General features: G+C 72.8%; 19 protein-coding genes and 1 pseudogene. 10 read left to right on the top strand and 10 right to left on the bottom strand.

What is annotated here, in order from left to right; translation table 11 throughout:
* Positions 1-73: 73 nt before the first annotated feature.
* Positions 74-694: a hypothetical protein gene (locus OIE51_RS11245; protein ID WP_326597387.1), complete on the bottom strand. Its 621-nt coding sequence runs from the start codon at positions 692-694 to the stop codon at positions 74-76.
* A gap of 31 nt (positions 695-725) precedes the next feature.
* On the opposite strand from OIE51_RS11245, the gene OIE51_RS11240 reads away from it, so the two are divergent.
* A complete protein-coding gene (locus tag OIE51_RS11240) occupies positions 726-992 on the top strand; it encodes a hypothetical protein (protein ID WP_326597386.1) in 267 nt (88 codons plus the stop codon).
* A gap of 112 nt (positions 993-1104) precedes the next feature.
* Here OIE51_RS11240 and OIE51_RS11235 read toward each other — a convergent pair whose 3' ends face one another.
* Positions 1105-1848: a glucose 1-dehydrogenase gene (locus OIE51_RS11235; RefSeq protein ID WP_326597384.1), complete on the bottom strand. Its 744-nt coding sequence runs from the start codon at positions 1846-1848 to the stop codon at positions 1105-1107.
* Positions 1849-1958: 110 nt separating this feature from the next.
* On the opposite strand from OIE51_RS11235, the gene OIE51_RS11230 reads away from it, so the two are divergent.
* Positions 1959-2987 (top strand): hypothetical protein, encoded by a 1029-nt coding sequence (locus tag OIE51_RS11230; RefSeq protein WP_326597383.1) that lies wholly within the window; start codon positions 1959-1961, stop codon positions 2985-2987.
* 30 nt (positions 2988-3017) lie between these two features.
* On the opposite strand, the gene OIE51_RS11225 is transcribed toward OIE51_RS11230, so the two are convergent.
* From OIE51_RS11225 to OIE51_RS11205, 5 genes and pseudogenes are all read right to left on the bottom strand, one after another.
* Positions 3018-3659 carry an NADPH-dependent F420 reductase gene (locus OIE51_RS11225; protein WP_326597382.1) on the bottom strand — a complete coding sequence of 214 codons (642 nt, stop codon included), beginning with the start codon at positions 3657-3659 and terminating at the stop codon, positions 3018-3020.
* Between the two features lie 428 nt (positions 3660-4087).
* Positions 4088-4267 (bottom strand): hypothetical protein, encoded by a 180-nt coding sequence (locus OIE51_RS11220; protein WP_326597381.1) that lies wholly within the window; start codon positions 4265-4267, stop codon positions 4088-4090.
* A gap of 196 nt (positions 4268-4463) precedes the next feature.
* The gene (locus OIE51_RS11215; protein ID WP_326597380.1) at positions 4464-4832 is read right to left on the bottom strand and encodes a hypothetical protein; all 369 of its coding nucleotides are present in this window, start codon (positions 4830-4832) and stop codon (positions 4464-4466) included.
* Positions 4833-5006: 174 nt separating this feature from the next.
* On the bottom strand, positions 5007-7943 hold the full coding sequence (locus OIE51_RS11210; RefSeq protein WP_326597378.1) for an AfsR/SARP family transcriptional regulator: 2937 nt from the start codon (positions 7941-7943) through the stop codon (positions 5007-5009).
* Positions 7944-7990: 47 nt separating this feature from the next.
* Positions 7991-8952, bottom strand: a pseudogene (locus tag OIE51_RS11205) (CehA/McbA family metallohydrolase); the annotation flags it as partial.
* Positions 8953-8963: 11 nt separating this feature from the next.
* On the opposite strand from OIE51_RS11205, the gene OIE51_RS11200 reads away from it, so the two are divergent.
* Together OIE51_RS11200 and OIE51_RS11195 are read left to right on the top strand one after the other, a co-directional pair.
* A complete protein-coding gene (locus OIE51_RS11200; protein ID WP_326597376.1) occupies positions 8964-11564 on the top strand; it encodes a bifunctional FO biosynthesis protein CofGH in 2601 nt (866 codons plus the stop codon).
* A 20-nt stretch (positions 11565-11584) separates the two neighbouring features.
* Positions 11585-12679, top strand: a complete 1095-nt coding sequence (locus OIE51_RS11195; RefSeq protein WP_326600597.1) for an ADP-ribosylglycohydrolase family protein — start codon at positions 11585-11587, stop codon at positions 12677-12679.
* Between the two features lie 674 nt (positions 12680-13353).
* Here the strand turns inward: OIE51_RS11195 and OIE51_RS11190 are convergent.
* Positions 13354-13572, bottom strand: a complete 219-nt coding sequence (locus OIE51_RS11190) for a hypothetical protein (protein ID WP_326597375.1) — start codon at positions 13570-13572, stop codon at positions 13354-13356.
* 122 nt (positions 13573-13694) lie between these two features.
* Here OIE51_RS11190 and OIE51_RS11185 point away from each other — a divergent pair, with 122 nt between their 5' ends.
* From OIE51_RS11185 to OIE51_RS26930, 6 genes are all read left to right on the top strand, one after another.
* Positions 13695-14183, top strand: a complete 489-nt coding sequence (locus tag OIE51_RS11185) for an LOG family protein (protein WP_326597374.1) — start codon at positions 13695-13697, stop codon at positions 14181-14183.
* Between the two features lie 597 nt (positions 14184-14780).
* A complete protein-coding gene (locus OIE51_RS11180) occupies positions 14781-14960 on the top strand; it encodes a TM2 domain-containing protein (protein ID WP_326597373.1) in 180 nt (59 codons plus the stop codon).
* A gap of 10 nt (positions 14961-14970) precedes the next feature.
* Positions 14971-15369 carry a DUF2752 domain-containing protein gene (locus tag OIE51_RS11175; RefSeq protein WP_326597372.1) on the top strand — a complete coding sequence of 133 codons (399 nt, stop codon included), beginning with the start codon at positions 14971-14973 and terminating at the stop codon, positions 15367-15369.
* A 197-nt stretch (positions 15370-15566) separates the two neighbouring features.
* Positions 15567-16505, top strand: coding sequence for a S1 family peptidase (locus tag OIE51_RS11170; protein ID WP_326597370.1), 939 nt, complete (start codon positions 15567-15569; stop codon positions 16503-16505).
* A gap of 63 nt (positions 16506-16568) precedes the next feature.
* The gene (locus OIE51_RS11165; protein ID WP_326597368.1) at positions 16569-16847 is read left to right on the top strand and encodes a SelT/SelW/SelH family protein; all 279 of its coding nucleotides are present in this window, start codon (positions 16569-16571) and stop codon (positions 16845-16847) included.
* A 10-nt stretch (positions 16848-16857) separates the two neighbouring features.
* Entirely contained in the window at positions 16858-17175 is a 318-nt protein-coding gene (locus tag OIE51_RS26930) for a response regulator transcription factor (protein ID WP_442811905.1), read from the top strand.
* Between the two features lie 916 nt (positions 17176-18091).
* Here the strand turns inward: OIE51_RS26930 and OIE51_RS11155 are convergent.
* Positions 18092-18541 carry a MarR family winged helix-turn-helix transcriptional regulator gene (locus OIE51_RS11155; protein WP_326597367.1) on the bottom strand — a complete coding sequence of 150 codons (450 nt, stop codon included), beginning with the start codon at positions 18539-18541 and terminating at the stop codon, positions 18092-18094.
* Between the two features lie 428 nt (positions 18542-18969).
* Entirely contained in the window at positions 18970-20853 is a 1884-nt protein-coding gene (locus OIE51_RS11150; protein WP_442811904.1) for a multicopper oxidase family protein, read from the bottom strand.
* Positions 20854-20991: the final 138 nt, after the last annotated feature.

Here is a 20991-nt window from a genome sequence, read left to right as displayed (position 1 = left end):
CCTGTCCCGGACCGGTCCGGCCGGGACGGTCGCGGGCGCCCCGGTCCCAGGAAGGGCCGGGGCGGCCGGTCGCTCAGGCCGCGTGGCGGCGGCGGCCTCGCCTGCCGGTCTCGTGTTCCGGCTCGCCCGGCTGCGGCTCGGGTGCCTCCGTGTCACGCGGCCACGGGCCCTGGTGGACCCGGCCGGTCTCGTCCGGGTACGGCTGGGCGGCCTCCGGGCCACGGCCGTAACGCTGATACGCACGCGGCTGCGGTTCGGCGGCGGGTACGCGGTGCTCGCGCACGTGCCGTCCCGCCATGCCGGCGGCGCCGAACAGCATCAGCAGACCCGAGCCCAGCGCGGCGGCGACGGGCCACTTCAGCCCGTTGGCGCCGATGGTGAGGCTGTCGGTCACCTGGTACTGCCGCACCATCCACAGGATCGTGATGCCCAGCGCGGTGATCCCTCCGAGCAGCATCAGCAGCCGCGATCGGAGCAGGATTCCGGCCACCGCGAGCGCGGCGGCGATCAGCATGGGCAGGAACAATCCCTCGAACAGGCTGGCGTTCTCGGCCGAGACGCCGTCCGCCGTGAACAGCTCGGTCCACTTGAAGTGCCGGCCGTCGCGTGCGCCGTACCAGTCGAAGAAAACGCTGACCAGCGCGGCCGCGGCGGCGATGGCGGCGAGCACGAAGCTGAGCGTGTTGCGCCACATGACGAGCCTCCCTCGGTTGTGGAGTCACCTGATGGCTCGTATTTCGACGCTACGCGCCCGCCGCCGAGCCCGCACCCCGAAGGGCGGCGGCTCGAACGGCGGCGGCCCGCTTGCGGCGCTCACCCTCACCGGCCATGACCTCTGCCGCGCCGACGCTCCCCCGCTCACCGCCGTGACCACCCTGATCACACTCGCATCGCTGCGGCTCTCGGGCACCACGGGAACGGTGGCGGCGGCCGTCCTGGCGCTGTGCGCCGCCGCTTCGGCCGGGCCGCTCGCCTGGTGGCGCGGCGCGTGATGGCGCTGCGCGTGGTGGTGGGCGCGCCGGCGTTGCCCGGCGGGTTGTGAGGCCGGCCGCCGGGTTCGGTGCGGGGCGTGGGCCCGGGGCTCCCGGTCTGTCCGGGCGGGGCTCAGGCGAGGCCGCCCGTCGCGTGGAGGTTCTGGCCAGTCAGCCAGCGGGCGTCGGGGCCGGCCAGGAAGGCCACCACGTCCGCCACATCGGCGGGCTCGCCCAGGCGGCCGAGAGGGGTGAGGGCGGGGACCCGGGCCAGGGCCTCGGGTGTGTTCGCGCTGCGCAGCAGGTCGGTGTCGGTGGCACCGGGGGAGACCACGTTCACCGTGATGCCGCGTCCGGCCAGCTCCAACGCGGCCACCGCGCAGAGCTGTTCGAGCGCGCCCTTGCTCGCCGCATACGTGCCGACGCCGGGCGCCGGGCGGGTGGTGTTGAGCGAGGAGATCCCGATGATCCGTCCGCCGTCGCGCATGTGGCGGGCCGCGTACCGCAGGGTCAGGAAGGCCGCCTTGGCGTTGGCCCCCATCACCTCGTCGTACTGCTTCTCGTCCGTGTCGGCGAGTCTCGTCGGGGTGAACGTCAGGGCCGCGTTGTTGACCAGCACGTCCAGGCCGCCGAGCAGCTCCTCCGCGCGCTCCATCAGCCAGTCGGCGGCGGCGGGATCGGTGAAGTCGGCCGCTACCGCGTGCGCCCGGCCGCCGGCGCGCGCGACCGCGCGCTCCACGTCCGCGGCCCGCTCCGCGCGCGCCGCGTAACTGAACACCACGTGCGCGCCGTCGCGCGCCAGCCGCTCCACGATCCCGCGCCCGATGCCGCGTGAACCCCCGGTCACAACCGCCGCCTTACCGTCCAGTACTCCCATGCGCCTCACCCTAGTCCGGGCCCCCGGCACGCCGGAGAGGTGTCGCGGCCGTTCCCCCAGACGACTGAATCCATGGGGCAGGACACCGCCCTTTCCCGTTCCATGGCCGTATGGACAAGGGCGCGGTCAGAGGCAGGTCCCGGCGCCGGGAGCGCCGGGAGCGCCGCGACCGGGCGTCGTGGCGCGAACGGGCGCTCGCCGAGGTCGCCAGCCTCGAATACGCGCTGGAACGCATCAGGAACCGCAGATTCGTCGCGTCCGCCAAGCGGATCAAGCTGGACGGCGTGGAACGGCAGCTCGCGCGGGCCAAGGAGGCCGCCGCCGACCGGAGCACGTGGAAGGCGGCCTGGTACGGCTCCGACGTCGACGCCACCTGGGCCAACATCCACCAGGTCGAGGTCGAGCTGCTCCAGGTCGCCCCCGCCGCCGAGCTCATGTGGTGGTCGGCCGACGTGCTCGCCCGGGTCCGGCAGCATCTGGGGGCGCAGGACCCGCGCCGCCGGGCGCTGGAGGAGCGGCTGATGTCGGCCGGCCAGAAGCTGCTGCCCGAGTTCCGCGAGCTGGCGGTCAGGGCGCTGAAGGCGGCGAACGGCGCGGAGGAGTCCGAGCGGGCGCGGGTGCGGTCGTTCCGGAACTGCCTGTTCGGCGCCACGATGATGATGACGTGCATCGCGGTCGCCTTCGCCATCTGGGGAGCGGCGCAGCCGAACGTCTTCGATCTGTGCTTCCACGACGCCCGGCAGAACGAGCCCGCCTGTCCCACCGGCGGCAGGCTGTCGAGCTGGGACGTGCTCACGGTGGAGGCCGTCGGTCTCGCGACGGCGGCGCTGGCCGGGGCCGCCTCGCTGCGGAAGATCCAGGGGACGACGACCCCCTACATGGTCCCGATGTCCCTGATGATGCTGAAGCTGCCGGCCGGCGCGGTGGCGTCCGTCATCGGCCTGCTCCTGGTGCGCGGCAGCGTGGTGCCGGGGCTGTCCGACCTCGACACCCCGGGCCAGATCCTGGCCTGGGCGGCCATCTTCGGCGCGGCGCAGGAGGCCGTCACCCATCAGGTGGACCGCAGGGGGCAGGAGGTCCTGGAGAAGGTACGCGGCGGCGGCCGTTCGTTCCACGACACATCCTCGACCGCCGCCTGAGGCCGCCGCGGCCTGAGGCCGTCGTCGGCGCTAGCTCGCCGCCGCCCGGGAGACCGGGACGACCCGGACGTTGAACCGGTGCGTGCCCAGGGCCCCGGCCACGCCGAGGAACAGCAGCGCGAAGTGTTCCTGGCCCCGGGCGGTCGCGATGTCGCCCAGGTCGAGCAGGGACGTCTCGGGCCAGCCGAGATCGGTGAGCAGGCCGCCGGCCGTGCGCTTGGCCGCCTCGTCGTCGCCGGAGAGGAATACGGTGCTCGGCCCGTCCAGCAGCCCGGGGGCGACCATCACGGCGGCGGTGATGGTGCACAGCGACTTCACCACGCGCAGCTCGGGGTAGGCGGCCTGGATCTCCTCGCCGAGCGAGACGCCCGGATGTGAGAGCCGCATGTCCTGGGTCAGGCCGACCGCCACGTCGATCAGCACCTTGCCGGCCAAGGCCGGGGCGCCGATCACCTCCAGGACGTCCAGGGACGCCGTGCCGGGAGTGGCGTTGACCAGCACGTCGGCGTGGGCCGCCGCCTCGGCCAGGCCGGTGACGGTATGGCCGCCGTCGGGCCTGCCCTCCCTGTCCTCGGGCTTGCGCGAGCCGAGGACCACGTCATGTCCGGCGGCGGCCCAGCCGGTGGCGAGGGCACGGGCGACATTGCCGGTGCCGAGAAATCCGATCTTCATGCCACGACGCTAACGGGACGGCGACCACTCGGGATCGGACCGGAGAACGAGAAAGATCATGGCGAGGGATGAGATCCGCATGGGTCGCGCGACGAGGCGTGACAGAAACCCGCCCCGGGTGCCCGCGGATCGCGGGAACGGGGCGGGTCGCCGTGATGGTTCCGGCCGCCGGCCCCCACCGGCGACCGGCCGAATCGGTCCGGGCCGGTCGCGGCCCGGACGACGCCCCCTCCGCGCCGTCCGAACCGGCTCTCCAGCACCGGACCTGTTCGGCGGCTCCCCCGTTACCGCCGAACAGGTCCGGGGAGCCCCCCAACCGCGCACCCCGTGCGGTCGGTTGCTAAGAGAATGGCAGGGGGCAATAAACGTGCGATAAACGCCGGAGGGCGGGCCTTCCGGGCCCGCCCACCGCCGCCGACCGGACGTCGCTACTGTTCCTCGACGCTCGTGTCCGCCGCGGTCCCGGCGACGGTGTCGGCTCTGAGCGGGTGGTGGTCCGCGAGGGTCGCGGTGCCCGCCGGCTGTGCGACGAGCGCCGGACCGGCGAGGGCGGCGGCCAGCGCCGCGGCGGTGGCGCACACGGACATGATTCGCTGCTTGCGGGTCATGCGAACTCCTTGACGGGAGACGGGAGACGGGAGACGGGAGACGGCAGGTGGGCGACGGAAGAGGGAACGGGCGCGGAGCGGGGCACGTGCGGATGGAGCCGTCCTCTGAAGCATGCTCCGAGCCCGCACAGAAGAACCGGCCGCTCCGCAACCGAGTGCTGAGCGGCCGGTCATGTGCACGGCGGGTGAGTGCCGGTCAGGCGGCATCGCCGCCGGTCGGGCCGTCGGTGTCGGTCGGCCTGACGGGCACCGCGGCCCCCGCCGCCGGTGCCCCGGTCGGGTGATGGTCCGTCGTGACGACGTTCCGGCGCCCCGGCTTGGGCCTGGTGATCGGTACGGGCTTGGCCGCGGCCTTGCCGCCCTTGGCGGTGTCCACCTCGGCGGTGTCCCCCTCGGCCACCTCCGCGCCTTCCGGCTCGGTCTCGACCTCGGTCTCCGGCGCCTCGGTGACGCGGTCCTCCGGCCGCACGGGCGGGCTGGTGAGGCCCGTCGCGGGCTCGCTGGTCGGGTGGTGGTCGACTATCTGGATCTCGGCCAAGTCCGGCTTGGTCGTGATGTCGGTCACGGTCTACTCCCCGGTGATCGTGGACTCGATGTGCAGGGCCGCCCGCGGAACTCCCCCGTGGTGCGCGGACGACCCTGCCCTGGCAACCGCCACCCCCCATCGGCGGTTGTGGACATGAGCGTGTCAGTGCGCGATAAACATTCAATGAATGCTCGCGAGCGGCGTGTCAGATGATCAGACGGTGAGGGACGCCAGAAGGTTGCGGACTTCCACGGAATCCTTGCTGCCGAGCTTCTCGAAGACCGCGAGTGCCTGTTCCCAGCAGGCGCGGGCCCGTCCGGCCTGGCCGATGCCACTGAGCGCGCGGCCCAGCACGGTGAGCACCTGGGCGCGCCGCCAGCCGCCGCCGATGTCGCGGAGCGTCGCGAGGGCCTGCTCGGCGAAGGGCGCCGCCTGTGCCGGGTCGGCGAGGGCGAGGTGGGCCTCGGCGAGCCGGAAGAGCGTCATGCCCTCCCACAGGCGCTGCCGCTTGTCGCGGAAGGTGGTGAGCGCCTGGCGGAGGCGGGCGAGCGCGTCGTCGGCCTGGCCGGCCTGGGCGAGGGCCATGCCCAGCGCGTAGTTGGCGTTGGCCAGGCGCAGGGTGGCGCCGAGCTCCACGAAGATGGGGGGTGCCTGCTGGGCCAGCGAGACGGCGGACTCGATGCGTCCGGTGGCGAGGTGGACCCGGGAGATGTTGCTCAGCGCGGTGGCCTCGCAGGAGCGGTTGCCGTCCTCGCGGAAGGATTCGAGGGCCCGGGTGAAGTACGCCTCGGCGTCGTCGTACCGCTCCTGGTAGAGCGCGAGGATGCCCCGGTCGTTGACCGTGTACCCGTAGGGCATGGGGTCCTCCGCCGCCCGCGCCAGCAGGATCGCGCGGACCGCCTCGGCGTCCGACTCCTCGAACCGGCCGCCGACGCTGTGCACGTGCGACAGCAGCATCCGGGCCCGTCCCTCGACCAGGGTCGCGCCGGTGGCCTCGGCCGTGTCCAGCACCACCTGGGTGGCCCGCTTGTACTGCCGGGAGAAGGCGCCGGATTCGGCGAGGTCCTGGGTGGCGAGCAGGATGTCGACGGCCCGGCGCAGCGCGCCCGGTCCGGCGGCGGCCGACTGCCGGACGCAGGTCAGCAGGCATTCGCCCTCGGAGAAGACCCACTCCAGCCCGTCCTCCTCGCTGCCGAAGGCGAGCCCGGGGTACTTGGTGGGCGCGAGGTGGGCGACCAGCCGGTCACCGGGCCGCTCCAGACCGCGGACTCTGGCCGTGGTCGCGAGGTAGAAGTCGAGCAGCCGGGCGAGGGCGGCGTCCCGTTCGGCCGGGGGCTGCTCGTCGCGCTCGGCGCACGCCCGCGCGAAGAGGCGCACCAGGTCGTGGAAGCGGTAGCGGCCGGGCGCCGCCGACTCCAGCAGCGAGGTGTCGACCAGACCTTCGAGGATGGCCTCGGCGGCCTCCTCGTCGCGGTCGAGGACGGCCGCGGCGGCGGCCAGCGAGATGTCGGGGCCGTCGGCCAGTCCCAGCAGGCGGAAGGCGCGGGCCTGCTCGCGCTCCAGCTGGCCGTAGCCGAGCTCGAAGGTGGCCTTCACGGCCTGGTCGCCGGCCTGGAGCTCGTCCAGGCGGCGGCGCTCGTCGGACAGCTTGCGGGCCAGGACGGACACCGTCCAGGTACGGCGCGCGGCCAGGCGGCTGGCGGCGATGCGAATGGCCAGCGGCAGGAAGCCGCAGGCGGCGACCACGTCCATGGCGGCCTTGCGCTCGGTGGTGACGCGCTCGGTGCCGACGATCCGGGTGAAGAGGGTCAGCGCCTCCTCCGGGCTCATCACGTCCAGGTCCACCAGATGCGCCCCGGCCAGGTCCACCATCCGCACCCGGCTGGTGATCAGCGTGGCGCAGCCCGGGGTCCCCGGCAGCAGATGCCGCACCTGGGCCGCGTCGCGCGCGTTGTCCAGCAGCGTCAGCACCCGCTTGCCGTCGAGAAGTGAACGGTAGAGCGCGGCGCGTTCGGCCACGCCATCCGGAATGGCCGCGTCCTGGGCGCCCAGGGCCCGCAGGAACGCGCCGAGCACCGCCTCCGGGTCGGCCGGACCCGCGCCCGCGCCCTGGAGGTCGACGTAGAGCTGGCCGTCGGGGAAGTGGTCGCGGGCGGCGTGGGCGACCTGCACGGCCAGCGTCGTCTTGCCGACGCCGCCGATCCCGGCCACCGCCGAGACGGCCATCACCCGTCCGCCGGCCGTCGCCAGCTGGGCGCCCAGCTCGTCGACGAACGCGGCTCGTCCCGTGAAGTCCGGAACGGCCGCCGGGAGCTGGGCGGGACGGACCGTGGCCACCGGGGCGGACGAGGGCGCCGCGACGAGGGTCAGCGACTCGTCGCGGTTGAGAATGCGCTGCTGCAAATCGGCGAGCTCGGCGCGGGGTTCGACGCCCAGCTCGTCGATCAGCAGCCGGCGCGCGTCGTTGTACACGGCCAGCGCCTCCGCCTGCCGGCCGCTGCGGTACAGCGCCAGCATCAACAGCTCGCGCAGCCGCTCCCGCATGGGATACGTGGTGGTCAGCGCGGTCAGCTCGGAGACGGACTCCGCGTGCAGCCCGGCCTGGAGGCCGACGTCGAGCCGCTGCTCGATCAGCGACAGCCGCTGCTCCTCCAGCCGCGCCCGCTGGATCTCCGCCTCGGGGCCGGGGAGTCCGCCCAGCGCCTCGCCGTCCCACAGCGCCAGGGCCCGCCCGTACAGCTCGTGCGCGCCGATCAGGTCCCCGGCCGCCGCGCACTTCTCGGCGGCCGAGGTGAGCCTGCCGACCGTGTCCACGTCCAGCTCGTCCCCCTCGGCCAGCCGCAGGGCGTAGCCGCCCAGCTCGGTCACCAGGACCCCGGAGCGGGGCACCAGCGACTTGCGCAGCCGGGCGGCATACGTGCGCAGCGCGGCCACGGCCTCGCGCGGCGGCTCCTCGCCCCACAGGGCGTTCACCAGCTCCTGCGCGGTGGCCGTCCGGCCGCGCCGCAGCAACAGCGTGGCCAGCAAAGCCCGTTGCTGAGGTGAACCGGACGGCAGGGGCCGATCACCCTGCCGTGCGTGGACCGGTCCCAGCACAGCGAAGTGCAAGGCAGCCGTATGACCCCCCGTGGTCCCCTCAGCCTTGACCATGGCGTCCTCTGCTTTACCTTCTCAACTTATGGGGCGAACCTAAGACTTTATCCGGATGTGCCGCTCTGCAGAAAGACCGGATTGGTCAACGCCGCCATCGGTCCGGGAATTCCGGAAGCACCGCCGTCGGCCGGTGCGCGCCGGATCTCCGCGCGCAGGTGCCCGACATTAGCGACAGTGGTCTGCCACGTCACTGCCCCGTCGCCACCCGACGGAAGCGTGTGACCACACATCAATCCCTGATCGGTGATCAGCCGCACGATGCCGGCCGGCACGCCGGACGCCTCGGCCCGCACCGTGACCTGGGTGTCGGCGGGCGCGACGAGTCGCTCCCCGATGCCCGAGTGGCGCCCGCGTTCGTCGCTCACGGTCAGCGTGAGGTGGACGGCGGAGGATTCCGCGAGATAGCTGCGCCCGGCCCTGATGCCGTCCAGGATGGCGTGCCGGGTCAGGTCCTCGGCCAGCACCACGGTCTGCGGCAGGCCGACGACCTGCGGCTCGCGGTGCGCGTCGCTGTTGCCCATCGCGGGCAGCCACTCGTCGCTCTCCCGCAGCAGCGTCTCCCAACCGGCCAGTGTCAGCTCGTCGTCGGCGGTCCACGGCCCGTTCCACAGCTCGACCGCGTCGGCCTCGTGGAAGCCGAACCGCCAGGAGCAGCCGATGCACGTGGCGTGCGCGTAGGCGGGCGCGGCCAGGCCGTCCGCCTGGTGGATACGGCGCGCGAACCGGGCGTAGGCGCCGTCGCGCGCGCGGTAGCGCCCGTCGATGAATGTGCCGGGGTCGATGCCGAGCGCCAGGTAGTGGTCCGTTGCGGGTGGTGACCTCCTCGCCGCACAGGATCAGCAGGTCGTCGTCCGGCAGGCCCTGCGAGGCGCCGTGCGCCGAGCTGGTGTTGTGCTCGGTGGTGACGATGAAGTCCAGGCCGGCGGCGCGCGCCGCCGTCGCCCATCTCGGCGGGGGTACGGCGGCCGTCCGAAAGGCGCCATGCCCGACGCCTGTTTTCGCTCTTATGCTCAGAGGATGACAACTAGCGCGCAGGTACCGACGGTGAACTCGATGCGGCGCGCGCTGCGCCGGGCTCGCGACGGGGTGGCCCTCGACGTGGGCGAGACGGCCGTGCTGCTCCAGGCCCGGGGCCCCGACCTGGAGGAGCTGGCCGCGGCGGCGGCCCGGGTCAGGGACGCCGGCCTGGAGGCCGCCGGGCGGCCCGGCGTGATCACTTACTCCAAGAAGGTGTTCATCCCGCTGACCCGCCTGTGCCGGGACCGCTGCCACTACTGCACGTTCGTGACCGTGCCCGGCAAGCTGCGGCGGGCCGGGCACGGCATGTTCCTGTCGCCGGACGAGGTCCTCGACATCGCCCGCCGGGGTGCGGAGACGGGCTGCAAGGAAGCCCTGTTCACGCTCGGCGACAAGCCCGAGGACCGTTGGCCGGAGGCCCGCGCCTGGCTGGAAGCCGAGGGGTACGACGACACCCTCGCCTATGTGCGGGCCATGGCCGTGCGGGTGCTGGAGGAGACCGGCCTGCTGCCGCACCTCAACCCCGGTGTGCTGTCGTGGACCGACTTCCAGCGGCTCAAGCCCGTCGCGCCCTCGATGGGCATGATGCTGGAGACGACCGCCACCCGGCTGTGGTCCGAGCCGGACGGGCCGCACTTCGGCTCGCCGGACAAGGAGCCGGCCGTGCGGCTGCGGGTGCTGGAAGACGCCGGCCGGTCCAACGTGCCGTTCACCACGGGCGTGTTGATCGGCATCGGGGAGGATTTCACCGAGCGCGCCGAGTCGTTGTTCGCGATACGCAAGGTCGCCCGCGCCTACCGGGGCATCCAGGAAGTCATCATCCAGAACTTCCGGGCCAAGCCCGACACGGCGATGCGCGCCATGCCCGACGCCGAGCTGGCCGAGCTGGCCGCCACCGTCGCCGTGACCCGGCTGCTCCTGGGCCCGGCCGCCCGCGTCCAGGCCCCGCCGAACCTGGTGGACGAGGAGTACGCGCTGCTCATCCGGGCCGGCATCGACGACTGGGGCGGCGTCTCCCCGCTGACCCCGGACCACGTCAACCCCGAGCGCCCCTGGCCGCACATCGACGACCTCGCCGCCCGCACCGCCACGGCCGGTTTCACGCTGCGCGAACGTCTCACCATCTACCCCGAGTTCGTCAAGCGCGGCGAGCCCTGGCTGGACCCGCGGCTGCTGCCGCACGTGACCGCCCTCGCCGACCCGGAGACCGGCCTCGCCCGCGAGGACGCCATCCCGCGCGGCCTGCCCTGGCAGGAGCCGGACGAGCCGCTGACCGCCGCCGGGCGCACGGACCTGCACCGTTCCATCGACACCGAGGGCCGCACCGCCGACCGGCGGGACGACTTCGACGAGGTCTACGGGGACTGGGCCGAGCTCAAGGAGATGGCCGCGCCGGGCATGCTGGCGGAGCGGATCGACACCGACGTCCGCGCGGCCCTGGCCGTCGCGGCCGACGACCCGGTGAGGCTCACCGACGACCAGGCCCTCGCCCTGCTGCACGCAGACGGCCCCGCCCTGGACGCGCTCACCCGCATCGCCGACGATCTGCGCCGCGACACCGTCGGGGACGAGGTGACGTACATCGTCACCCGCAACATCAACTTCACCAACGTCTGTTACACCGGCTGCCGGTTCTGCGCGTTCGCCCAGCGCCGCACCGACGCCGACGCCTACACCCTCTCCCTGGACCAGGTCGCCGACCGCGCCGAGCAGGCATGGGAGGTCGGCGCGGTCGAGGTCTGCATGCAGGGCGGCATCCACCCCGACCTGCCCGGCAGCGCCTACTTCGACATCGCCCGCGCGGTGAAGGAGCGTGTCCCGGGCATGCACGTCCACGCCTTCTCGCCGATGGAGGTCGTCAACGGCGCCTCCCGCACCGGCATGTCGATCCGTGACTGGCTGATCGCCGCCAAGGAGGCCGGACTCGACACCATCCCCGGCACCGCCGCCGAGATCCTCGACGACGAGGTGCGCTGGATTCTCACCAAGGGCAAGCTGCCCACCGAGACCTGGATCGAGGTCATCTCCACCGCCCACGAGCTCGGCCTGCGCTCCTCCTCCACCATGATGTACGGGCACGTGGACCAGCCCCGGCACTGGCTCGGCCACCTGCGCACCCTCGCCCGCATCCAGCAAGCCAACGAGGAGAAGGGCGTTCCCGGCTTCACCGAGTTCGTCACGCTCCCGTTCATCCATACCAACGCCCCGGTCTACCTGGCCGGCATCGCCCGCCCCGGCCCCAGCCCCCGCGACAACCGCGCGGTCACCGCCATGGCCCGGCTCCTGCTCCACCCGCACATCACCAACATCCAGACCAGCTGGGTCAAGCTCGGCACCGAGGGCGCCGCCGAGATGCTGCGCTCCGGCGCCAACGACCTCGGCGGCACGCTGATGGAGGAGACCATCTCCCGGATGGCGGGCTCGACCTACGGCTCCTACCGCTCGGTCGCGGACCTGCGTGCCATCGCGGAGGCGGCGGGTCGCCCGTCGCGGCTGCGCACCACCACCTACGGCGAGGTCCCGGCCGAGCGGGTGGAACGGGCCCTGGCCGCCGACGGTCATCTGCCGCGCCTGCTGCCGGTCGTCGGGGGTGAGGCGTGACGACACCGGTCGGCGGCGCCATGTGGGGGCGCCCGGAGCAGCAGGACTTCCGCAGCCGGGTGCGCGGGTGCCTGCTCGGCGGCGCGATCGGCGACGCGCTCGGCGCGGGCGTCGAGTTCGAGTCGCTGAGCGCGATCCGCGAGAAGCACGGGCCCGACGGCGTCACGGACTACGTACCCGCGTACGGCCGGCGCGGGGCCATCACGGACGACACGCAGATGACGCTGTTCACCGTCGACGGCCTGATCCGCGCCCACGTCCGGCGCGACACCGGCGCCTGGCACCCGCCCACCGACGTGCACGCCGCCTACCGCCGCTGGTACACCACTCAGCGCGAGTGGGGCCCGGACGAACGGCGGTCGGGCGACGGCTGGTTGGCCAGGCAGGAGTGGCTGTACTCCCAACGTGCGCCCGGGCGGGCCTGCTTGAGCGGCCTGGCCGACGAGGCGATGGGGACGGCGGACAAGCCGAAGAACCCGGACTCCAAGGGCTGCGGCACGGTGATGCGTTCGGCACCGTTCGGCCTGCTGGTCGGCTGGGAGCCGCAGTTGGTGTTCCAGCTCGGCGTCGAGTGCGCCGCGCAGACCCACGGCCATCCCACCGGCGTGCTGGCGGCGGGCGCGTTCGCGGCGATCGTGCACGGCCTGGTGCGCGGGGACGGGCTGGACGCGGCCGTGCAGAAGGCGCTGGCCCAGCTCGCGACCCGGCCGGGGCACGAGGAGACGAGCGAGGCGTTGAAGAAGGCGCTGGGCATGGTCCGTCAGGGCATGCCGACCCCCGAGCGGGTCGAGGCGCTGGGGGAGGGCTGGACGGCGGAAGAGGCGCTGGCCATCGGCGTGTATTGCGCGCTGGTCGCCCAGGACCTGCGTCACGGACTGCTGTTGGCGGTCAACCATGGCGGCGACTCGGACTCCACCGGCTCGGTCTGCGGCAATCTGCTGGGCGCCCTGCACGGCGAGACGGCCCTGCCACCGGCCTGGCTGGTGGAGCTGGAGGGCCGGTCCACGATCCTGGAGCTCGCCGACGACTTCGCGATGGAGATGACCCAGGGGCCGGCCCTGCATGGCCCGGCCGATTCGGCGCGGGTGTGGCTGGACCGGTACCCCAGGGGATAGGACGGACCCGTGGCCCGGATCCGAACGGGCACCGCCTGCCCGTTCGGACACCTCCGGCCACCGCCACGGCACGCCTCCACCGCCACGGCCCGGCGTCGGGCACCGCGCCCGGCGTCGGGTACCGCCATGGTGGGTCGCCCGTCCGAGGCGATGTCGCCGATCCTGGCCGGCCCGCGGTTGCACTCGGCCGCCGACGCGAAGTCGGGCATAGAGACCAGGTGATGCACCTCGCGGGTGCGGTCCCCGCGCTTGTAGATCGTCGAGATCTCCACCGACAGCATGAACCGCACGGGAGCCGCCGCCAGACTCGGGGGCAGCCGCCGCGCGATGTCCCGGTCCAGCTCCTCGCGCAGCCGGAACAGCCCCGGCTCGGCCGGGACAGAGTCTCCGTCAGGTGGGCGAACCAGGCCGGGTGCGTGAAGTCCCCGGTGCCGACCAGGGAGACGTCCTTGTGCCGGGCCCCTCAGGTCAGATGCTCCAGGGCGCAGTCCTTGCTGCCGGCCCCGGGAGAACTCCGCGTGGATACGCGGGTCAGCGTGGAAGCGCACCCGCGGCGTCATTCCACCGGGAAACGAGGCCCGAACGCCGCCCGAACGCCGCCCGCCCGCCCCGTCCCCTGGCTGAACACCGGGGGCGGAGCGGGCGGTGGGGGTGATGTGTCCGATGCGGCGCGGTCAGCGGCGGTGCTTGCCGATCTCGCCGTGGATCAGGGCCTCCACGGAGTACGTTCCGATCTCCAGCTCCTCCTCGCCCATCTCGATGTACTTGCCGTGCGCGGCGTACTCGCCGTGCACGAAACCCGACGGGACGCCGTAGGCGCTGGCGCCCGAAGCCCCGGCGAACAGGCCCGCGGTGGCCAGGCCGACTGCGGCCAGAACCGTACGAATGCGCATGAATCCTCCCGATCCATGGGATAGCAACATGAACGGCCACACCGTGACAGCTCCGGGCGGCCCGCGTCCGGATTGCCCCAAACGCGGGCGTGGCCGGTCCGGCGAGCGACGAGGAGGAACCGATGCCCTGTCAGGTGGCCGTCTGCGGCCCGGGGGAGTGCACGCCAGAGGAGGCCGCCGCCGCCCGCGCGGTGGGCCGGTTGCTCGCCGAGCGCGGCGCGCTGGTGATCTGTGGCGGCGGCGGCGGGGTGATGGCCGCAGCCGCGGCGGGAGCGCGCGCCGCCGGCGGTCTGGTGATCGGTGTCCGGCCGAACGCCACCCGCGTGGGTGCCTCTCCCGACCTGTCCGTCGTCCTGGTGACCGGCATGGGCGAGGCCCGCAACGCGATCATCGCGGGCAGCGCGGACGCGGTCGTCGTGGTCGGCGGCTCGTGGGGCACGCTCAGCGAGATCGCCCTCGCCAGGCGCCGGGAGGACGCCGTCGTGCCGGTGGTCTCCCTCGGCGGCTGGCGGGTGCTGGACGGGGACGGACGGGAGGTCCCGGGCATCGACCACGCGCCGACCCCGGAGGCAGCCGTGGCGCGGGCCCTGGGCGCGGGCGGCGACGGCTGACGGGCGCCGGGCGTGCCGGACGCCGGGCGCCGGACGCGCCGGACGCCGGGCGCGGCTGGCAGTATGGCAGGGGGCGATCCGGTGCGGCGTGCGGTTCGCGACCGGTCACCCGTTCGCCCGTACATCCGTTCCCTGGGGGGAAAATGTCCGATCCGCAGGAGCGTGACCCGTTCGCCTACCGACCGGGCTCCCAGCCGCGCCCCGGCGGTCCGGGCGGTCCCGGCGGTCCCGGCGGCCCGGGCGGCTCCGGTTACGCCTGGGGGCCCGACGACGGTGAGGACCGGAAGCAGGGCCAGCCCCCGGGGCCAGGGCGGGCCTCAGCCCCGCCTCCCGCGCCCGGCCCGCACTCCGGCGGTTACGCGCCCCCGCCCGGCCCGTACCCGCCACCGGGCCCGTTCCCCGGCGCCTATCCGCCACCCGGCCCGTACCCGCCACCGGGCCCGTTCCCCGGCGCCTATCCGCCACCCGGCCCGTACCCGCCACCGGGCCCGTTCCCCGGCGCCTATCCGGCGGCGTACCCGTTCGACCCGACCGCCCCCTACGGCTACGACCGGTACGGCCGGCGGTACTCCACCCAAGTCCAAGATCCTCGCGGGCGTGCTCCAACTCCTCCTCGGCACCTTCGGCGTGGGGCGCTTCTACACCGGCCACGTCGGCATCGCCATCGCCCAGCTCCTGACCTGCGGCGGCCTGGGCATCTGGGCCATCGTCGACGGCGCGATCTTCCTGGCGAGCGAGGACCGGACCGACTCCAACGGCCTCGTCCTGCGGAGCTGACGGGTCGGCCATGAGGGTGAACCGGTGGCCGTCCCACCCGGCGGCCCCACCGCTGGCGGCGCTCACGTCGGGGCTGGTGGCCGCCGGGTATCTGTGGCGCGTCAACCCGCACGAGGGCGGCCGGCTCCTGCCGCGCTGCCCGGTGAACTGGGCCACCGGCCTGCTCTGTCCGGCTTGCGGCGGCACCCGGATGGCCTACGACCTCCTGCACGGCGACCTCGCGGCGGCCCTGCACGACAACGCGGCGCTGCTGCTTCTCGGTCTGCCGCTGGGCGCGTGGTTCGGGGGCCGCTGGCTGTACGAGGGCCTGCGGGGCCGCCGTTACCGCCCGCGCCTCGGGCGTCGCGGGATCGCCGCCGTGCTCGGCACGGCGCTGCTGTGGGTCGTGCTGCGCAACGCCGTCGGCTGACCCCCGGGTGCGACCCGGGGGCGGTGCGCGGTCGGCCGAGTGCTGAGCGTGGCTGAAAGACCTCCTTGGCAAATGCGGCGACGGTGGGAACACTCTGTGTAGCGCTTGTCGTGGACATGACTCATCTGGGTGTCCGCGGCCACGCCTCACACGTCCGCACACCCAACGGACCGAAGAAATCCTCCGGGAGGAAATCCGTGAGATCGAAGCGCACCAACCCCCACCACCGGGTCGTCCGGGGCTTACGGCTGACCGCCGTGGCGTCGGGCCTGCTGGCCCTGGCGGCCTTCGTCACGCCGGGCATCGCCGCGGCCGACGCGGGCGGGGCGACGACGTACAGCTCGTCGGAGCTCGACCGCGCGGCCGAGGCCGTCGACGCGGCCGACGTCAGCGGGACGGCGTGGGCCGTCGACGCGGAGTCCGGCACGGTCGTCGTGCTGGCCGACGAGTCGGTCTCCCGCTCCGAGACAGCGCGGATCAAGCGCGGCGCCGGTGCCCTCTCCGGCGCCCTCACCATCGAGCGCACCGAGGGCAGGTTCCAGCAGTACCTGCAGGGTGGCGACGCCATCTACGCGGACCTGGGCTGGCGTTGCTCGCTCGGGTTCAACGTCAAGGCCGGCGGCGTCTTCTACTTCCTGACCGCCGGGCACTGCACCGACGACCCGTACGGCCCCACGCCCCCGTACCCGCTGTGGAACGACGGCGTGAACTGGATCGGCTACACGCAGGCGTCCTCGTTCCCCGGCAACGACTACGGCTTGGTGCGGTACGACCCGCAGCCGGCCGGCGTCCCCAGCACGGTGAACCTGTACAACGGCGGCTCGCAGACGATCACTTCGCTGCAGAACCCGTTCGTCGGGCAGTCCGCCTGCCGCAGCGGCAGCACCACCGGCGTGCGTTGCGGCTCGGTCAACGGGCTCAACTACACCGTGGACTACGGCAACGGTGACATCGTCTCCGGCCTGATCAGGACCAACATCTGCGCCGAGCCCGGCGACAGCGGCGGCCCGCTGTACTCCGGCACCATCGGCCTCGGCCTGACCTCCGGCGGCAGCGGGAACTGCACCTCCGGCGGCACCACGTTCTTCCAGCCGGTCGTCGAAGCGGCACAGGCGTACGGGGTCATGCTCCCCTGACACGACCCCCGGCCCGGCCCCGCCCCCGTCCGCGCGCGCGGACGGGGGCACACAATGGTCGTCATGACCGTGAAGCACGAAGTCCGGATCGAGTACTGCACCCAGTGCCGCTGGCTGCCGAGGGCGGCCTGGCTGGCGCAGGAGTTGCTGAGCACCTTCGAGACCGACCTCACCGAGGTCGCCCTCGTCCCCGGCACCGGCGGTGTCTTCGCGGTCCGCGTCGACGGGGAGACCGTATGGGACCGCAAGACGCAGGGCTTCCCCGAACCCACGGCGGTCAAGCGCCTGGTCCGCGACCGCGTCGCCCCCGGCCGCTCCCTCGGCCACGCGGACGCGCCCTGAAGGCTGTCCCGTGATCCCGGCCCCGCCCTGCCGACGCCCGTCCTGCCCCCATGTGCGGCTTCCGCTTCAACCGACAAACCTGTGTGCATCGGGTCGCGTTGATCACCCAGGCAGGGCCGAGGAACGGGGCCGGCGGATCGCGGGACTGCTGCGCCTGATCGGGCGGGGCCTGTCCAGCGCCGAGATCGCCGCCCGCCTCGTCGTCGGCGGGGAGACGGTCAAGACCCGTGTGAGCAGGCTGCCGCGCGAACTGGAGGTGCGCGACCGCGCCCAGGCTGTGGTGACGGCTTATGGATCCGGGCCCGCCGTTCCGCGCCGGATATCCTGACCTCGCGATATTTCGGCACAGTATTCCCACTCTCGCCACGAGTGGGCCACAAAGGGATTCCCGGTGCCGAGGGCAAGCGTGAACAGGCTGAACACCGTTTTATTCATCGGAGGTTGAGCAGATCTTTATGCCAGGGGCGCGGACACGCGGAGCCGCTGATGAATCTGCCCGAGGAGGATGGAGGGGGCGTAGGCGGCGTGCTAAACCAGTCGCGTCCGGTCACATGGGTTCACACTCGTGACATCCGTCTACCCCTCCGGGAGTCGTTATGCTCACCGAACTGCTTGCTGAAGCCGTCCTCTTCCTCGGCTGCCTCGTCTGAGTCGGGAAAGCCCCCGAACGCGGCGTCGGCCTTCGTCCACAGATGTGGATGTCAAGGCCGGCGTTTCCGTTCGTGCGGCTCCGGTGTGGATTACGGGCGTTGGCGCGCTGAGCCGACGGTTTCCTCGACAGGTGCGGCCCGTCGCGATGTTCAGCGACATGAGCGTCAAGTCGGTGGGCCCGGCGAGAAGTTCCACGGCCTGAACGAAGGTGTAAGCGGCGTCGAAGTCATCACGCGCCGTCGCGGCGGCCGGATAGCGGACCGCGGGCGTCAGCACCAGCAGACCCAGCCCCGGTGATCACGGGCATCCGGCGCTTCGTGGCGACCTCCCGCGGATCGGCCGAACGCCCGTCAGACGGAACCCGATCGCCCCGGTGGCGGCCAACGCCGGTACGAGCGCGAGGAGTCCCCAGGCGATGGCTCGCCTCACCGCCGCCACGTCGTCGGCCGACCCGAAGAGCTCGACGGCGCCGTGCTGGTCCAGAACGTCAGAATGAGCGGAAAGCCGATGAGTCCCGCGGTGAGATGCGCTCGCCGCGGGAGAAGTCGCCGGGACATCCCTGTGCCTCCCTCCTTCTGCTCCTCCTACTCCTCCTACGCCTCAAGATTCCGGATCAGCCGGGCGACGACGTCCATGAGCGCCGCCACCTCGCTGTCGCCGAGCCCCTCGGTGGCGGTGGCGTTCACCTCCAGCGCGGCCCGCACCAGCGCCGGCCGCACCTCCCAGGCCCGGTCCGAGAGCGTGATGATGGCCCGCCGCCGGTCGTCCGGATCGGGTGCGCGATGGATCAGGCCGTCGCGCTCCATGCGCTTGAGCGTGTGTGCCATGGTCGACTGGTCGACGCGCACCCGCGCGCACAACTCCTGCTGGGTGAGCCCGTCTTCCTCATACAGAGCGAGAAGCTGCGCGAACTGCCCCGGCACGATCCCGTGCGGCTCGATCCGGGCCCGCAGCGCCTGGGCGAGCAGCCTCGCGAGGTGGTTGACCTGATACCCGAGCGACTCCCGCCGCTCGAAGTCCCGTCGGACTTCCACCTTCTCCACCGCGCGGCTCCTTTGTATGGCTTGTGCATTGCTTGCCATATGTTGTCCGTGGCAAGCCATGGAATGGCAACCCCCCGCGCGGTCCGGCCATTCCCGCCGCCGACGAGTCCGTCACGTCGGTGTGGTGAACGGCCACGGGCGGACTGTTCTCCGAACCGAGCGACGCCGGCCAAGGGCGCCGGTGTCCGCGCGCGGTGACCGGCTCATCGACGCCACCTGGCCTGGGGCGACGAGCCACCGTGGCCGCCCGCCCGCGCGAGCACCTGGCCGGTCGGAGCCGACCACGTGCTGCCGCACCCCCTGGCGGCCGACCCGCCCGCCACCGTGGACCGACTGGAACGGCTCGCGCCCCGACTTCTTCCCTGACACATGCGGTCCCGCCCGATCGCGACGACCGGACGGGACCCGCCCGTTCCGGGGCTCGCGGCTCAGTGCCCGCCGTGCCCCGGATTGTGGTCGAACTTCAGGACCTCACGCGGCATGACGACGAACGGTCGCATCATGCCCATGTCCTCGTGCTCCAACAGGTGGCAGTGGTACATGAACCGCCCGTGCGCCCCCGCGAACTGGCCCATGACCCGCACCATCTGCCCGGCCGGGACCTGCACGACATCCTTCCCGCCGCGCTCGTTCGGCGCGAGCGGGATCGCGACACCCGGGTCGAACGCGATCGGCTCGCGCGTGCCGCCCAGCACGGGATCGAACCCGGTCACCTGGTAGGCGTCGCGCCCCATGAGCTGGAACGTGGTCAGGTGGATGTGCATCGGGTGCGGCGGACCGCCCAGGTTCAGGAAGCTCCACTGCTCGTAAGCGCCATGCGCGATCTTGAAGTTGAGCGCGTCGTCGAACGTCCGGGCTATCCGGCGGTAGGTCCGCGTCCGGCCGCCCCCGTCCGTCACCTGGATCACGCCGTTGGACGGCACCTCGACCGAGCCCTCGGGGACCTCCGCCATCTCCCACATCTCCTGGTGCCCCCGGCCGCCCGTGGTGCCGGGCGGCGTGAGCACGACGAGCCGGTGTCCGTGCGGCGTGTCGTGGGCCAGCCGACGGAAGGAGGAGGAGACGACACCGGGCAGCACGAACCGGTCCGGCACCGCCTTGGCCCCCACCCGGAACTCCATGACTTGCGGGAAGGGCACGTTGCCCACCGGGTCCGCGTCGCCGGGCGCGACGTTCGGGCCGACGTTCACCAGCCGCAGCGTCTTGCCGCGCAGCGCCCTGAAGTCGATGAGCAGATCCATGCGTTCGGCCGGCGCCACGCTCAACCGGGGGAGGGCGGCGTCGAAGTCCACCGGGACCGCGCGGGGCAACAGCCCGCCGTCGGAGCCGATCTGCTTGATCGCGCCCCGCACCGGCTGCCCCGTCTCGTCGAGCAGCACGAGGTCGAACGTCCGCGCGCTCGCGCCGTTCAGCAGCCGGAACCGGTACCAGCGCGGCTCGACCTCCAGATGCGGCCACACCACGCCGTTGACCAGCGTGTAGGGGCCGGTGAAGGGAATGGTGATGCTCTCGCCCGACTCCGGGTCCGGGAAGGGCAGGCTCGGCACCTTGTAGAGCAGCTCGCCGGTGGGCTGTCCGTCGCCGCCCAACTCGAAGTTGCGGTCGGCCAGCACCAGCGGGATCTCGTGCTTCCCGCTCGGCAGGTTCAGTGCCTCTTCCTCCTCGTCCCGGACCAGGTACATGCCGGCCAGCCCCGCGAAGACGGTCCAGCGTGTCACGTTCAGCACGTGGTCGTGGTACCAAAGGGCCGTGGCGGGCTGGTCGTTCGGATACTCCGACAGCTGCGCGTCGCCGCGCGGGACCCCGTTCTCCGTCCAGCCGTCGTTGCCCCCGCCCGTGACCGCGCCGTGCAGGTGGGTGACGATCCAGGCCGGGAGGTCGGCGACCTCCTTCGTCTCCGTGAAGTCGGTGCCCCGGCCGGGCACGGCGCTGGCCGGCAGCCCGCCGTCGACCAGCGGAGCCACCCCCGCCGCCGCGGGATACGGGCCGTCGATGAGGTTGGTCCAGGCGACCCGGATCCGCTGCCCGCGTCGCACCTCGATGGTCGGCCCGGGGAAGTACCCCTCGTACGTCCAGACATGGGTCGGCGCCATTTCCGAGTGGAGCCGCACCCAGGTCGATCGCAGCGCGATCTCCATCTGCTCGCGCCCGGGGCGCAGCGTCGGCGGAATCCGCAGCGCGTCCAGGAACGGGGTGAGTCCGCCCACCTGGTCCACTAACGCTTCCTGAACGGTCGCCCCGCTCTCCGGCGAGCTGCTCTCCTCGCCGGTTTCCGGTCCTTCGACAGCCGTGTGGTCGATGATGTCGGTCACGTTCGATCCCCGTGTAAGTCCCCCATGCCGTCACCGACCGAATTCGGCGGCAGCTTCACCCCCTACGACCCCCCACCCGCCCCCGCGGTTGCCGGGGAGCGGGCGCGCGGGCGTGTCTCCCGTCATTCCCGGCCAGTC

The organism is Streptomyces sp. NBC_01803, assembly GCF_035917415.1.
Taxonomy (GTDB): domain Bacteria; phylum Actinomycetota; class Actinomycetes; order Streptomycetales; family Streptomycetaceae; genus Streptomyces.
The sequence above is the reverse complement of the archived record's forward strand: the minus strand, read 5'-3'. Positions and strand labels throughout refer to the sequence as shown.